This is a genomic window from Pseudomonas sp. SMN11 (assembly GCF_052041945.1).
Taxonomy (GTDB): Bacteria; Pseudomonadota; Gammaproteobacteria; order Pseudomonadales; family Pseudomonadaceae; genus Aquipseudomonas.
Genome location: NZ_JBKGGW010000021.1, coordinates 25,419 through 39,673 on the forward strand (window position 1 = coordinate 25,419; position 14,255 = coordinate 39,673).

The following is a 14,255-nucleotide window of genomic DNA, read 5'->3' on the forward strand; positions in this document are numbered from 1 at the left end:
GTGCTGGCCGTGTTTTCAAGGAGATTTCGCATGATCATGGACCTGGCCTCCGCGCTGCTGTCGCCGCAGAACCGCCGCCTGTTCAAGTTCCACAACCTGGCTAACCCCGAGCAGGAACTGCTGCTGGAAACCTTCAAGGGCGTCGAGGCCCTGTCGCGGGCGTTCAACTACGAACTGCTGCTGGTATGCGAAGACTCGGGCGTGCCGCTCAAGTCCATGATGGGCCAGCATGTCAGCATCGAAATCGAACTGGCAGAAGGCGGCCCGCGCTACATCACCGGTTACCTTACGCGCTTTGCCAGCATCGGCAGCGACGGTGGCATGGCGCGTTACACCGCCACCCTCAATCCATGGTTCTCGATGCTCAAGAACCGCTTCGACACGCGGATCTTCCAGGGCAACACGGTCGAGGAAGTGGTCACCGAAGTGTTCGCCCTGTGCCCGGCGTTCTCCCGCCACGAGTTCCGCCTGACCCGCCCGCAGAAGCGCTACACCTACATCACCCAGTACCGCGAAACCGACTTCAATTTCGTCCAGCGCCTGCTGGAGGAAGAGGGGATGTTCTACTACTTCGAGCACACCGCCGAAGGCCACACGATGATCATCTGCGATGACTCCAGCACGCTGGTGGACATCCCCGAGCAACCGCAGATCCGCTTCCACAGCGCTTCAGTCACCGAGACCGCCGACTCCATCACCCAGTGGAGCGGCAACCGCCAGCTGCAGTCCGGCAAGATGGCCACGCAGACCTTCGACTACCGCCAGCCAAACAACCGCTTGCCGGTGGCGATGAACAGCGTGAACAAGCAGGGCGACGTGGAAAACTTCGAGATCTACGACTTCCCCGGCCAGTACACCCACGGTACCTACGACGAAGGCGAAACCCTGCTGCGCCTGCGCATCGAGGCGCTGGAGCTGCGTGGCAAGAAGTTCGAAGGCGCCAGTAACTGCCGCGCCATGAAGCCCGGCTACACCTTCGAGCTGCTGCAGCACTACAGCCACGACCAGGGCGCCGTCGAAGACCGCCAGTTCCTGCTGATGAGCGTGGAAAGCGAAGGCCACAACAACTACCTCAGCGGCCAGCAGGCCAGCTACTACAACACCTTCACCTGCGTGCGCAAGAAGATCCCGTTCCGCCCGCAACTGAGCACGCCAAAGCCGACCATCGCCGGCCCGCAGACCGCGATCATCGTCGGCCCGCCAGGCGAAGAGATTTTCACCGACGAACTGGGCCGCGTGAAGATCCAGTTCCACTGGGACCGCAAGGGCCAGCACAACGACCACAGTTCCTGCTGGGTACGCGTTGCCCAGTCCGGCGCCAGCGGCGGCTTCGGCAGCATCCAGATCCCCCGCGTCGGCGACGAAGTGGTGGTGGTGTTCCTCGACGGCAACCCGGACCGCCCGCTGATCATGGGCAGCCTGTACAACAGCAGCAACACCCCGCCATGGTCGCTGCCGGCGAACAAGACCCAGAGTGGTTTCCTGACCCGATCGATGAAAGGTGACGGCGGTACCGCCAACTTCTTCCGCTTCGAGGACAAGGCCGGCGCCGAACAGATCATCATGCACGCCGAACGCAACATGGATACGGAGGTTGAGGCGGACGATAGTCTTCAGGTGGGCGGCAACAGAACAATCAAAGTTGAGGGAAAACATTCCGAAACCATAAGGCTGGAAACCAGCATTGCGGTCGAGGAGGGGTCGTATTTTGTAACGGTTGATCAGGGAGCGGTTAAAATAAAGGCTGCGACTTCAATCACTCTGGAAGTAGGTAGTAGCAAGCTGGTAATGAATTCTAATGGGACAATTACAATTTCCGGCATCATAGTGGATGTTGCGGGAAGCACGGTTATCAATTTAAACAAGTCTTGATATCAGACAGGGAAAGTTCATGCGTACTAACATCTACGACCGGATTTCCGAGCGGCGTGAGCGTGAGGAACGACTTGAGCGTGAACAATTGGAAAAGGAATTACTCAATGCGGAGCCGCCTGTTCCCGAGTGCTTCCTTACTAATGAGTTAAGCTTTATCAGGCCTGAAAATTTGAAGGATAAAACCTTTCATGTTTTCACGCTGACAGACATAGGCCCGAGTCCGTTCTCCCTGGTAGTTGGGCGCTCGCCAGTCGAGCCCGATGCTGATCTTGAGATAGTTGCACAGCAGTTACTTGGAGAGCTCGGTAAGTCCCTATCACATGTTCAGTGGATAGAGCCGGTTTCTCCTGCCGTTGTCGCTGGCCTGGAAGCGCGCCGTGTAGAGTTTCGTTGGCGACAACAGGGGAAACCCGTTCATCAGGTACAGCTGATTTTTCTCCACCAAGATGAAAAAAATCAACCTTTGCTTATGCAGATTACCGGTACAAGTAATAATCCGAAAGGCATGACGGTTGATGAACGTAGTGCGTTTGATAGCGTAGTTGAAAGTATCCAGCTGCGTTATCCGCTTACGGCTGAGGGGGGCGCAGAACAGGCAGGGCTTGTATGAGTGGCGCCGCTGCGAGATTTGACGATCCAATCGAGCATTCAAGCGCCTTAGGTGGACTGCTTGCCGGTTTGGCGATTGGGGCTGGTGCGGTCCTGATTGGTATTGCCGTTATTGGGACTGGGGGGCTCGGAGCTGTAGCGCTGGCTGCAATGGTCGGTGCGGGAGCTGCTACTGGCGCGGGGATTGGACAACTCATTGGGAGTTTGTCGTTCGCCTGTAGTGAAACGGGCAAAATTCGATCTGGTTCAAGTAACGTCTATATAAATGGAAAACCGGCTGCCAGAGCTCATCAAGATAGCGTCGAATGTTCTGACCATTCGGGTGCTCCGAAGGCGATAGCTCAAGGAAGCGATTCGGTCTACATCAATGGCCAGCCCGCAGCTCGTGTTGGTGATCGGACGGTTTGTGATGCGAAAATAAGCGCTGGATCCCCCAATGTAAATATTGGGGGAGGGACAGAGACAACAGACACAATTGACCCTGAGGTCCCGGTGTTGCTTGAGCGGGCTGTTATGGCTTTAGGGCTCGCTAGCGCCTTCGTGCTCGCCAGTCCTGTAATAGTGATAGCGGGGTTAGTTGGCGGTATTGCGGGTGGAATGGCTGGACATTGGGCGGGTGGTGAGCTCTTTGGTGAAGGCTCCGACGGCCAGAAGCTTATGGCGTTTGGCGGCGCGCTGTTGGGCGGCGGTATTGGTGCCAAAGGTGGGAAAGCATTCGACGCACGATATGAAATTAAGGTGCAGGGCTTAGGCTCGAATCTAGGGAACGTAAAAATAGTTCCTAAAAAAATACCGCCTGAAGTTATAGAGCCTACGCCGCCTGTGCGAGGGGCGGATGGTAGGTTCATTAAGAGCAGAGCAGAGCCTGTTCAGTATAATCGAAAATCTCAGTATCCAAGTGGTTATCGTGCCGGTGTCAAGGATAAAGTTCTGGATGCTAATACTATCAAAGACGGGCCGGATGCCGGCAAAGTTCTTACAGCTGATATGGAAGTTGTGAGCAGGAACGATCCTAGAATTACGATCGAGCACAACAAGGCAGTCGTTGAACATTGGAATGAACAGGGTTATAATTCCACGCGCGCTGCTCGAAATGATTTCTACAATGAAACAGATAATATGAGTATTCGATTACGCTCTGCTAATAGCTCTGATGGCGCAAAAATGGCGGCAGAAGGCGTGAGGTACAGGCAGGACGTTGGTCCCGATTATGAGTAGTGAGGTTGATATGTTCTCTAAAGATGATCTGCTGCAGTCCTTTGCTAGCGTGGAAGAATATTCGGGTTGTTATTTTTTTCAGCACAATCTTCCTAAGGTCACTTATGAATATTGCCTGAATAGCACGCCTGACAAGGATGTGCTGGTTATATCCGAAAACATGACTAATAGAGATTTTGCTGCAAAAGTGACTGCGCAAGCGCCGAGCACATTGACTCAAGTCAAGCCAGAAATTTTTGCAATTCAACCTAATGAGTATGGATTTACGCACGCGCTGGCAGTGCCTAATACCTATCATGGTAGTCTGAAAGGACGGCTGGAAGGTAAGCGTGAAAACTTGTATTTGTGTATCCCGATTCACCGGTGTGAGTTTTCAGGGGGCGAGTCCGAACGCGAATTTAAAGAGATGATTCAGCGTTTGATTCCAGTGTTTCGCTGGGATAGAAGCGTTTGCCCAAAGATTAACGTTTACTTTGATAATCCTGGCACTGAAGCTGGTACCCATGAGGCCGGTGTCCTGATGAAATATCCAACATTACTCGCGGAAGTGGATAATCTGAGTGGTGTTATTAATGGTTTCATTGAGGTTACAAATTACAAGGGGGACGTGGTCGAAATTCTTTCCCCCAGGGCTGGGGAGTTTACATTCATCCGCAATCGGAAGGATGAAGTGGTTTTAAGTCGTCCGCAGTTGCTTGAGGCTTTGGAAGCATTTGCTTTTACTAGCTGACTGGATTCTCCAGAAAGGAGGTTAAGATTCTGGGGCGGCAATAGTCCTCAACAGTGTGTTTCAAATAAAGGCCGTCGAAATCGAGGCGGCCTTTTCTGTTCTCTGTTTATAAATGAGTTTACTGTCGACGTACCGTCTCGCCTACGACACATCGGACCGCCTGGACGAAATCGGCTACGGCGCAGGCGGTGAGCGCCCCGAGCGCAGTTCCCTGTTCGCGCGTGACTCCATCGGCCAGTTACTGGCCAAGGTGAACCACGATGCGCGGCAAGCCGTTGAATAGGTGATTGGTTGGCACGGGCTTCGCCCGTGTTCGCGGGTCAAGCCCGCTTCCACAGGGATCGCGCCAGCCCATAGATGTCGAGCAAGACAGTTGCACCTTCAAGGCGCGCTGCAGCCCTTGGAAATTGAAGTAGTACGGGTGCTCTCCCTCGCAGCTGCCGCCCAACCTGTTCCACTGCGTGGAACCACATTCGTTTGTACTCCCTCGCCACTCGCGCTTATCTGTCGCCAAGCACGACCTGCCTTCCCCGTCGTGATCTCAAAGCGAACAACAAGAACGGGACCCACCCGCGCGAGGAGATTCCCCATGCAGCAACACCAGCACATCCTGGCCTGGCTCAACGACGTGGCCAGCGACCTGCACGCCATTCGCCACGACATCCACGCTCACCCTGAACTCGGTTTCGAAGAAAGTCGCACCTCGGCCCTGGTCGCCACGCTGCTGCACCAGTGGGGCTATGAGGTGCACACCGGCATCGGCAAGACCGGTGTGGTCGGGGTGCTGCGCAATGGCAGCAGCCCGCGCAAGCTGGGCCTGCGCGCCGACATGGACGCGTTGCCGATCCACGAGGCCACCGGCGCCGCCTACAGCAGCCGCCACCAGGGCTGCATGCACGCCTGCGGCCACGACGGCCATACCACCATGCTGCTGGGGGCGGCGCGCTACCTGGCGGCGACGCGGCAGTTCGATGGCACGCTGACGCTGATCTTCCAGCCGGCCGAGGAGGGACAGGGCGGGGCCGAGGCGATGCTCGCCGATGGGCTGCTGGAGCGCTTCCCTTGTGATGCGCTGTTCGGCATGCACAACATGCCGGGGCTGCCGGCCGGGCACCTGGGCTTCCGCGAGGGGCCGATGATGGCTTCGCAGGACCTGCTGACGGTCACCATCGAGGGCGTCGGTGGGCATGGTTCGATGCCGCATCTGACGGTCGACCCGCTGGTGGCGGCGGCCAGTGTGGTGATGGCGTTGCAGACCGTGGTGGCGCGCAATATCGATGCCCAGGAGGCGGCGGTGGTCACGGTCGGCGCGCTGCAGGCGGGCGAGGCGGCCAACGTGATTCCGCAGCAGGCGCTGCTGCGCCTGAGCCTGCGGGCGCTGGATGCCCAGGTGCGGGCGCAGACCCTGGAGCGGGTGCGGGCGATCATCGTCAGCCAGGCCGAGAGCTTTGGCTGCACGGCCAGCATCGAGCACCGCCCGGCCTACCCGGTGCTGGTCAATCATGCCGCGGAGAATGCCTTCGCCCAGCAGGTCGGCGAAGCGCTGCTGGGCGCCGACAAGGTCGATGGCAACACCCGCAAGCTGATGGGTAGCGAGGACTTCGCCTGGATGCTGCAGCGCTGCCCGGGCGCCTACCTGTTCATCGGCAACGGGATGCAGCGGCCGATGGTGCACAACCCGGCCTATGACTTCAACGACGACATCCTGCTGACCGGCGCCGCCTACTGGGGCGCCATGGCCGAGAGCTGGCTCAAGCCGGCCTGACTACCCCTGTATTGACGACTGCCGCTGGAACCCGGGCGCAGCTGCGCCTGGGTGATCACTTGAACAGAAGATGGAGTGTTCCGCATGCAGATTTCCAATACAGGCGCGTCGCGTACCCGGCAAGTGGTGGCGGCGGTCATCGGCAATGCGCTGGAGTGGTATGACTTTATCGTGTACGGCTTTCTGGCGAGCATCATCGCCCGCCAGTTCTTCCCCTCGGACGACGAATACGCCTCGCTGCTGATGGCCCTGGCCACCTTTGGTGTGGGCTTTTTCATGCGCCCGGTGGGCGGGGTGCTGTTGGGTGTGTATTCCGACCGCAAGGGGCGCAAGGCAGCGATGCAGCTGATCATCCGCCTGATGACGGTGTCGATCGCCATGATCGCCTTCGCCCCCAATTACCTGGCCATCGGCATGGGCGCGCCGCTGCTGATCGTGGTCGCGCGCATGCTGCAGGGCTTCGCCACCGGCGGTGAGTACGCCAGTGCCACGGCGTTCTTGGTGGAGAGCGCGCCGGCCAACCGCAAGGGCCTGTATGGCTCGTGGCAGTTGGTGGGGCAGTGCCTGGCGGTGTTCTCCGGGGCGGCGATGGTCGCGCTGGTCACTCACCTGTGCACACCTGAGGCGCTGGACACCTGGGGTTGGCGGATCCCGTTCGTGCTCGGCTTGCTGATCGGCCCGGTGGGGCTGTGGATTCGCAAGCACATGGAAGAACCCGAGGAGTTTCTGCAAGCACGCAAGCAGGCCAAGGGCCAGGCACCGAGCCTGGGCCAGGTTCTGCGTGAGCACCGCCGCGCCCTGTTGGTGTCGATGGGCCTGGCCTGTGGCGCGACGGTGTCGTTCTACGTGGTGTTGGTGAACATGCCGACCTTCGCCCACAAGAACCTTGGCCTGCCACTGGACCAGGTGTTGCTGGTGCAGATGCTCGCGGTGGGTCTGATGACCGTAGTCATCCCCCTTGCCGGCGCGCTGTCGGACCGGCTTGGCCGGCGGCCGGTGCTGATGGCCTTCACCCTGGCGTTCTTCGTCATGGTCTACCCGCTGTATGTGTGGGTGGCGGCGGCGCCGTCGATTGAGCGCCTGCTGGTGATGCAGCTGCTGCTGTGCAGCGCCATCGGCGGCTTCTTCGGCCCGGCGCCGACCGCCCTGGCCGAGCAGTTCCCGGTCGAGGTGCGTTCCACCGGGGTGTCGGTGGCCTACAACGTGGCGGTGATGGTGTTCGGCGGCTTCGCGCCATTGATCGTCACCTGGCTGAGCAAGGTGCTCGGCACCCCGGTGGCGCCGTCGTTCTACGTGCTGTTCGCCTGCCTGCTGACCCTGCTCGGCACCTACTGCCTGAAAGAAGCACCGCGCGCCGGCAAGGCCGTCGCCTACAACCTTGGAGTGAAACCGTGAACGCGTTAGCTATCGACCCGATCGTCGCCCTCGACGCCGAGGCCTTGTCCAAGGCCATTCATGCCCGCCAGGTGGCGTGTCGCGAGGTGATGCAGGCTTACCTGGGCCATATCGAGCGCTGCAACCCAAAGGTCAACGCGCTGGTGTCGCTGCGCGGCGCCGATGAATTGCTGGCCGAGGCCGATGCCTGCGACCGCGATCTGGCGCGGGGCCAGTCCCGAGGCTGGATGCACGGCATGCCCCAGGCGATCAAGGACCTGGCTGCCACTGCCGGCCTGCGCACCACCCTGGGCTCGCCGCTGTTCGCTGAACAGGTCCCGGCACACGACGCCATCAGTGTGACGCGGGTCCGGGCGAGCGGGGCGATCATCGTCGGCAAGAGCAATGTACCGGAGTTCGGCCTGGGCTCGCAGAGTTACAACACGCTGTTCGGTACCACCATCAATGCCTACGACCCCACCCGTGTGGCCGGTGGCAGCAGCGGTGGCGCGGCGGCGGCGCTGGCCATGCGCCTGCTGCCGGTGGCCGATGGCAGTGACATGATGGGCTCGCTGCGCAACCCGGCGGCGTTCAACAACGTGTTCGGCTTGCGCCCATCGCTGGGGCGGGTGCCTTATGGGCCGACGCCGGAGCTGTTCTTGCAGCAACTGGCCACCGAGGGGCCGATGGGGCGCAGCGTTACCGATGTCGCCCGCTTGCTGACGGTGCAGGCGGGGCATGATTCGCGGGTGCCGTTGTCGCTCAATGACGGCGGGCGGGATTTCGCGGCCGGGCTGCAGCGTGATTTCAAGGGCGCGCGGATCGGCTGGCTGGGTGATTACGACGGCTATCTGCCGATGGAAGACGGCGTGCTGGCCCTGTGCGAAGCGGCTCTTGCCGATTTCGCCGAGCTCGGCTGTGAAGTCGAGGCGTGCCAGCCCGCGTTCGATCAGGCCCGGTTGTGGCAGTGCTGGCTCACCCACCGCCACTTTCTGGTGCACGGCAACCTGGCAGCGGCCTATGCCGACCCGGGCACGCGGGCGCTGCTCAAGCCCGAGGCGCAATGGGAAGTGGAGGGCGGCTTGCAGCTCAGTGCCGCAACTGTCTATCAGGCATCAGTGGACCGCAGCGCGTGGTACCAGGCGTTGAACAAGCTGTTCGAACGTTACGATTTCCTGCTGTTGCCCTCGGCCCAGGTGTTCCCTTTCGACGCAGCCGAGGCATGGCCGAAGCAAGTTGGGGGGCGGACCATGGACACCTACCACCGCTGGATGGAGGTGGTGATCGGGCCGACCCTGGCCGGTTTGCCGAGCATGAGCGTGCCGGTCGGCTTCAATGCCGCCGGGTTGCCGACGGGCCTGCAGATCATAGGCCCGGCCCAGGCCGACCAAGCCGTGCTGCAGCTGGCCTACGCCCATGAACAGCTGACCCGCTGGGTGGAGCGGCGCCCGCCGCCGAGCCTGTTGGCACGCTGAAAGGGCTGGCCCGGCCCGTATCTTGCTGGGCATGATGACCATCCACGCACAGACAGGGAGGTCGGAGACATGGGCACAGCGACAGACAGCGGTGGCGTGCGCTCGGTGGAGCGCGCACTGGCCATCGTCGAACTGCTTGGCGAGCACCAGGCCCTGGGCCTGGAAGAGTTGCATTACCTCACCGGCCTGCCCAAGGCCACGGCCTCGCGCATGCTGGCGACCTTGCAGGAACAGGGCTGGGTCTACCGCGGCCTGAGCGACCGGCGTTACCGCTTGTGCGCCCGCCGTCTGTTCGGCGATCGCCAGCAGCGTTTCAAGCGCCAGCTGGTGGAAAGCGCCGCGCCACTGCTGCTGGAACTGAGCGAGCGCACCGGGTTGGTGGTCGACCTGTCGTGCTTCGACGGTGAGCGGCTGGAGGTGATGGAAAGCGCGATTCCGCAGGTGTTGCGCAAGCGTTATCCGAACAACTGCCAGATCGTCGGGCAGCATGCCAGCCTGTTCCATTCGGCGATGGGCCGGGCCTGCCTGAAGGAGTTGGCGGTGGACGAGGTGCGGCGCCTGGCTGGGCATGAGCGGGTGGGCGGTGAAGAGCTGCTGCGTGACCTGGAAGGGGATGCGCACAAGGGCTTCGGGCAGCGCACCGAGGGGTATTGGGAGTATCCAGTGCGCTTGCCGTTCCTGATTCGGGCGATCGCCTTGCCGGTGCGGGTGCAGGGGCAGCTGGCCGGGAGCATTGCCTTGCACTGGCCGTTGGATCAGGCGCCGGTGGAGCGGGTGTTGAGTTTGCACCTGAACAGCCTGGCGGCGACAGTGGGGGAAGTGCAGCATGCGTTGGTGAACTAGGTCACCTGTTCTGGCCTATTCGCGCACAAGCCCGCTCCGACAGGTACCGCACGAACTTGAAGACTGTGGTGATCCTGTGGGAGCGGACTTGCCCGCGAATAGGCCCTCAAAGACAACACAAGCATTTGCCAACAAGCGCTGCAAGCAGCTATGCCTAAGTCTGAACCGAGTCTAAAGGCCAAGCCCCAATGTTGGTCATCGAGCAATTGCAAAAATCCTTCCCCACCGCCCAGGGCCCACTCCGGGTCTTGCGCGGCGTCGACCTGTCTCTCGCACGCGGCAGCAGCCTGGCACTGATGGGCGAATCCGGCAGCGGCAAAAGCACCTTGCTGCACCTGGTCGCCGGCCTCGACCGTGCCGACAGCGGGCGCATCCTCATCGGCGGCGAGCCCCTGCACGGCCATGGCGAGTCCGTCCTGGCCCGCTGGCGTCGGGAGGGCATAGGCCTGGTGTTCCAACAGTACAACCTGATCAGCAGCCTCGATGTGGCCGCCAACCTGGCCTTCCAGGCGCGCCTGGCCAAGCGCCACGACCGGCAGTGGCTGGCCTACCTGGCCGAGCGCCTGGGCTTGGCGGCTTTGCTGGACCGCTATCCAGAGCAGTTGTCGGGCGGCCAGCAGCAACGGGTCGCCATCGGCCGGGCACTGGCCAGCCGGCCAGCGCTGTTGCTTGCCGACGAACCCACCGGCAGCCTCGACGAAGCCAGCAGCGACGAGGTGCTGGCCTTGCTGCTGCAACTGGTCGGCGAGGCCGGCAGCAGCGTGCTGATGGTAACCCACAGCCCGCGCCTGGCCGCCTGCCTGCAGCACCGCTGTGTGCTGCACCAGGGCCGGGTGCAAGGGTCATGAGCCACCTGCTGATCGCCCTGCAGGCGCTGGGCAGCCATTGGTGGCGCCATCGCTTACAGTGCCTCAGCATCTTCACCGGCCTGTGGCTAGCCACAGCCCTGTGGACCGGAGTTCAGGCCCTCAACGCCCAGGCGCGCAGCGACTATGCCCAGGCCAGTGCTGTGCTGAGCGGGGCAGCGCACCGGCAGATCGTTGCTCTCGATGGTCAGCGTTTCGACCAGGCGCTTTACGTGCAACTGCGCAGGCAAGGCTGGCAGGTGATGCCAGTGCTGGAGGGGCGTTTGCGCTTGGCCGGTGAGCCAGCCGTCTCCGTCAGGCTGATCGGCATCGAGCCGCTGAGCCTGCTGCCGGGCATGGCCGTCGCCGGTACTGACCCGGCGCGCTTCGATCTGCAGGCCTTCATCGGCACAACCGGGCAAGCCTGGGTCGGGCCGGATACCTTGCGCCAACTGGCGGGCAAGCTGCGCACGGTCGATGGCCAGGCGTTGCCGCCGCTGATCCTCGATGAACAGCTGGCGCCCGGCGTGATGCTGGTCGATATCGGCGTGGCCCAGGCCTTGCTGGGTGCGCCGGGTCAGCTGACACGGCTGATCAGCGACACCGACCAGCCTCTGCCGCCGGCCTTCACCGGACGTTTGCAGGTACAGCCAGCGGACGATGACACCGACCTGCAACGCCTGACCGCGAGTTTTCATCTGAATCTGACGGCCCTCGGCCTGCTGGCCTTCGTGGTCGGGTTATTCATCGCCCATGCGGCGATTGGCCTGGCGCTGGAACAACGACGGGGCCTGATGCGCACTTTGCGCGCCTGTGGTGTCAGCCTGAGGGTGTTGCTGGCGGCCCTGGCCCTGGAGCTTGGGTTGTTCGCCGTGATGGGTGGCCTGGCAGGTGTGGCAGCGGGCTATCTGCTGGCAGCACTGTTGCTGCCCGATTTTGCCTCCAGCCTGCGTGGCCTGTATGGCGCCCAGGTCTCCGGGCACCTGCATCTGCCGTTGTACTGGTGGCTGGTGGGCATTGCCGTGAGCCTGCTCGGCGCCTTGCTGGCGGGCATCGACAGCTTGTTGCGCGCAGCGCGGTTGCCCTTGCTGGCATTGGCTCAACCTCAGGCCTGGCGCCTGGCCCAGGTGCCCTGGCTGAAGCGCCAGGCACTGGCCGCGGCAGGGTTGGCGATGATTGCCCTTGGCTGCGGCGCTTTTGGCAACAGCCTGCCCAGTGCGTTCACCCTGCTTGCCGGGCTGTTGCTGGCGGCAGCATTGTTGTTGCCGGGTGCCCTGGCCCTGTTGCTCGCTGGCCTGGCGCGGCATACCCGACGGCCGCTGGTGCAGTGGTTCGTCGCCGACAGCCGCCAGCAGTTGCCGGCGCTGAGCCTGGCGCTGATGGCATTGCTGTTGGCATTGGCCGCCAGCGTCGGCGTGGGCGGCATGACCGAAGGGTTCCGCCGCACCTTCGTCGGCTGGCTCGACCAGCGCCTGGCTGCGGACCTGTATGTCACACCCCGCGACAGCACTCAGGCGCTGCAGGTCTATCAGCAGCTGCAGCATGACCCTGACGTCAATGCCGTGTTGCCGAGCTGGCGAGTAGAATGGCGCCTGCAACAGTGGCCGGTGCAGGTGCAAGGGGTGATCGACCATCCGTTCTACCGCGGCCACTGGCCATTGCTTGAACAGGCGCCGAAAGCGTGGCAGCAGGTGGCCAATGGCGAGGGCGCCCTGCTAAGCGAACAACTGGCGCGGCGCCTGGGCGTGGGCATTGGGGATGAAGTTCAGTTGCCGGGCGATCCGCCACAAGGCATGCGGGTGGTGGGCATTCACGCCGACTATGGCAACCCGAAAGGGCATGTGCTGGTCAATGCCGACTGGCTGCGCCGGCATGCGACGACGGCCAGCCTGAGCAGTCTGAGTCTGCTGATCCAGCCTGGGCACCTTGCATCGGTCAAGGACACCTTGCAGCAGCGCTTCGGCCTGGACGAATCGCAAGTGGTCGAGCAGGCCAGCCTGAAAGCCTGGTCGACACAGATATTCAGCCGTACCTTCGCCGTCACCGCAGCCCTGAACAGCCTCACCCTCGGCGTCGCTGGCGTGGCGCTATTCATCAGTCAGCTGACCCTGGGCCAGCAGCGCCTTGGGCAGCTCGCACCGTTGTGGGCGCTGGGTGTGCCACGCCGCTGGCTGGCCTGGCTGAGTCTGGGCCAGACGCTGATGCTCAGCGGTTTCACCGTGCTGCTGGCGATCCCCCTCGGGCTGCTGCTGGCCTGGTGCCTGGTGGCGGTGGTAAACGTGCAGGCATTCGGCTGGCGGCTGCCCTGGCATGTGTTTGCCAGCCAACTCGCGCAACTGGCCGCACTCGGCGTACTGACCAGCCTGCTGGCCAGCGCCTGGCCGCTGTGGCAATTGGCACGGCGCCAGCCAGGCGAATTATTGCGGCGATTCACTGATGAAGGTTGAAACCTGGCTGTTGCTGGCCTGCCTGCTGCTGGCCGGGTGTGATGCACCTGCGCCGCCGGCCAGGAGCTATGCCGGCCTTGGTGCCGAGGCGGCTGCGTTCAGGCAGGTCACACGCAATTCCGCGCTGGTGTTCCCTCGCGACCACGGCGCCCACGACGGCTACCGCATCGAATGGTGGTACGTCACCGCCAACCTGCGCGATGCCCAAGGCCGTGACTGGGGCGTGCAATGGACGCTGTTTCGCTCGGCCCTGCGCCCCGGCCCCGAAACCCAAGGCTGGAACAGCCCCAACCTGTGGATGGGCCACGCGGCCCTGACCGACCCGAGTGCCCACCAGATCAGTGAAACGCTGGCGCGTGGCGGCATTGGCCAGGCCGGCGTCGAAACCGGGCCGTTCCGGGCGTGGATCAACGACTGGTCGCTGCAAGGCGATGACAACATCCACCGTTTGCAGATGCGTGCCAGCGGCCAGGGTTTTAGCTATGACCTGACCCTGGCCAGCGACCACCCGCTGGTGCTGCACGGCGACCGGGGTTACAGCGAGAAGTCGGGCAAGGGCCAGGCTTCGTACTATTACAGCCAGCCGTTCTACCAGGTCAGCGGCGAGGTCGAGCGGGACGGGCAGCGCATCGCGGTGACCGGTCAGGCCTGGCTTGACCGGGAGTGGAGCAGCCAGCCGCTGGCGGCCGGGCAAAGCGGCTGGGACTGGTTTTCGCTGCACTTGGGCAGTGGCGCCAAGCTGATGTTGTTTCAGGTGAGGGAGGACCAGGGGCAGCCGTACCGCGCTGGCACCTGGGTTGGCCCTGACGGGCAGTTGCGTGTGTTGCAGGGTGCTGAGGTCCAGCTGACGCCGCTGGCCTGGACCGACCAGGCCAACGGCAAGCGCGTGCCGACCCGCTGGCGCGTTCAAGTGGCCGCCGTGCAACTGGATGTACAAGTCGAGGCGGTGCAGACCAAGGCCTGGATGGGCACGCGCTTTCCCTACTGGGAAGGGCCGGTGCGGGTGAGTGGCAGTACGCAAGGGCGGGGGTATCTGGAGATGACGGGGTATTAGCCCAGTCATGTACGGGTGCC

Annotated in this window: 12 protein-coding genes; all 12 read left to right on the forward strand. The window is 62.4% G+C overall.

The features are described 5' to 3' along the window. The first annotated feature begins 30 nt into the window (after window positions 1-30). Window positions 31-1,872 carry a type VI secretion system tip protein TssI/VgrG gene (tssI, locus tag ACLEJU_RS17680; RefSeq protein WP_435423152.1) on the forward strand — a complete coding sequence of 614 codons (1,842 nt, stop codon included), beginning with the start codon at window positions 31-33 and terminating at the stop codon, window positions 1,870-1,872. A gap of 19 nt (window positions 1,873-1,891) precedes the next feature. Then, a complete protein-coding gene (locus tag ACLEJU_RS17685; protein WP_435423151.1) occupies window positions 1,892-2,485 on the forward strand; it encodes a DcrB-related protein in 594 nt (197 codons plus the stop codon). Continuing rightward, window positions 2,482-3,702: a PAAR domain-containing protein gene (locus tag ACLEJU_RS17690; RefSeq protein ID WP_435423150.1), complete on the forward strand. Its 1,221-nt coding sequence runs from the start codon at window positions 2,482-2,484 to the stop codon at window positions 3,700-3,702. Before ACLEJU_RS17685 ends, ACLEJU_RS17690 begins: the two co-directional genes overlap by 4 nt. A gap of 10 nt (window positions 3,703-3,712) precedes the next feature. Beyond that, window positions 3,713-4,432 carry a hypothetical protein gene (locus tag ACLEJU_RS17695; protein ID WP_435423149.1) on the forward strand — a complete coding sequence of 240 codons (720 nt, stop codon included), beginning with the start codon at window positions 3,713-3,715 and terminating at the stop codon, window positions 4,430-4,432. A 112-nt stretch (window positions 4,433-4,544) separates the two neighbouring features. Continuing rightward, entirely contained in the window at window positions 4,545-4,715 is a 171-nt protein-coding gene (locus tag ACLEJU_RS17700) for a hypothetical protein (protein WP_435423148.1), read from the forward strand. Window positions 4,716-5,021: 306 nt separating this feature from the next. Next, entirely contained in the window at window positions 5,022-6,197 is a 1,176-nt protein-coding gene (locus ACLEJU_RS17705) for a M20 aminoacylase family protein (RefSeq protein WP_435423147.1), read from the forward strand. An 84-nt stretch (window positions 6,198-6,281) separates the two neighbouring features. Continuing rightward, complete coding sequence (locus ACLEJU_RS17710; protein WP_435423146.1) at window positions 6,282-7,592, forward strand: citrate-proton symporter; 1,311 nt, start codon at window positions 6,282-6,284, stop codon at window positions 7,590-7,592. Then, window positions 7,589-9,046: an amidase gene (locus ACLEJU_RS17715; protein ID WP_435423145.1), complete on the forward strand. Its 1,458-nt coding sequence runs from the start codon at window positions 7,589-7,591 to the stop codon at window positions 9,044-9,046. The genes ACLEJU_RS17710 and ACLEJU_RS17715 overlap by 4 nt, the downstream gene beginning before the upstream one ends. Before the next feature lie 69 nt (window positions 9,047-9,115). Then, on the forward strand, window positions 9,116-9,889 hold the full coding sequence (locus ACLEJU_RS17720; RefSeq protein WP_294337322.1) for an IclR family transcriptional regulator: 774 nt from the start codon (window positions 9,116-9,118) through the stop codon (window positions 9,887-9,889). A 188-nt stretch (window positions 9,890-10,077) separates the two neighbouring features. Further along, window positions 10,078-10,737 carry an ABC transporter ATP-binding protein gene (locus tag ACLEJU_RS17725; RefSeq protein ID WP_435423144.1) on the forward strand — a complete coding sequence of 220 codons (660 nt, stop codon included), beginning with the start codon at window positions 10,078-10,080 and terminating at the stop codon, window positions 10,735-10,737. Then, complete coding sequence (locus tag ACLEJU_RS17730) at window positions 10,734-13,181, forward strand: FtsX-like permease family protein (protein ID WP_435423143.1); 2,448 nt, start codon at window positions 10,734-10,736, stop codon at window positions 13,179-13,181. The genes ACLEJU_RS17725 and ACLEJU_RS17730 overlap by 4 nt, the downstream gene beginning before the upstream one ends. After that, complete coding sequence (locus ACLEJU_RS17735) at window positions 13,171-14,235, forward strand: lipocalin-like domain-containing protein (protein ID WP_435423142.1); 1,065 nt, start codon at window positions 13,171-13,173, stop codon at window positions 14,233-14,235. Before ACLEJU_RS17730 ends, ACLEJU_RS17735 begins: the two co-directional genes overlap by 11 nt. Window positions 14,236-14,255: the final 20 nt, after the last annotated feature.

Excerpts from the sequence above, each read along its gene's own strand:
- ACLEJU_RS17685 (WP_435423151.1), top strand. The coding sequence starts at position 1,892 with ATGCGTACTAACATCTACGACCGGATTTCCGAGCGGCGTGAGCGTGAG.
- ACLEJU_RS17730 (WP_435423143.1), top strand. The coding sequence starts at position 10,734 with ATGAGCCACCTGCTGATCGCCCTGCAGGCGCTGGGCAGCCATTGGTGG.
- ACLEJU_RS17705 (WP_435423147.1), top strand. The coding sequence starts at position 5,022 with ATGCAGCAACACCAGCACATCCTGGCCTGGCTCAACGACGTGGCCAGC.
- tssI (WP_435423152.1), top strand. The coding sequence starts at position 31 with ATGATCATGGACCTGGCCTCCGCGCTGCTGTCGCCGCAGAACCGCCGC.
- ACLEJU_RS17735 (WP_435423142.1), top strand. The coding sequence starts at position 13,171 with ATGAAGGTTGAAACCTGGCTGTTGCTGGCCTGCCTGCTGCTGGCCGGG.
- ACLEJU_RS17710 (WP_435423146.1), top strand. The coding sequence starts at position 6,282 with ATGCAGATTTCCAATACAGGCGCGTCGCGTACCCGGCAAGTGGTGGCG.
- ACLEJU_RS17700 (WP_435423148.1), top strand. The coding sequence starts at position 4,545 with ATGAGTTTACTGTCGACGTACCGTCTCGCCTACGACACATCGGACCGC.
- ACLEJU_RS17695 (WP_435423149.1), top strand. The coding sequence starts at position 3,713 with ATGTTCTCTAAAGATGATCTGCTGCAGTCCTTTGCTAGCGTGGAAGAA.
- ACLEJU_RS17725 (WP_435423144.1), top strand. The coding sequence starts at position 10,078 with ATGTTGGTCATCGAGCAATTGCAAAAATCCTTCCCCACCGCCCAGGGC.
- ACLEJU_RS17720 (WP_294337322.1), top strand. The coding sequence starts at position 9,116 with ATGGGCACAGCGACAGACAGCGGTGGCGTGCGCTCGGTGGAGCGCGCA.
- ACLEJU_RS17690 (WP_435423150.1), top strand. The coding sequence starts at position 2,482 with ATGAGTGGCGCCGCTGCGAGATTTGACGATCCAATCGAGCATTCAAGC.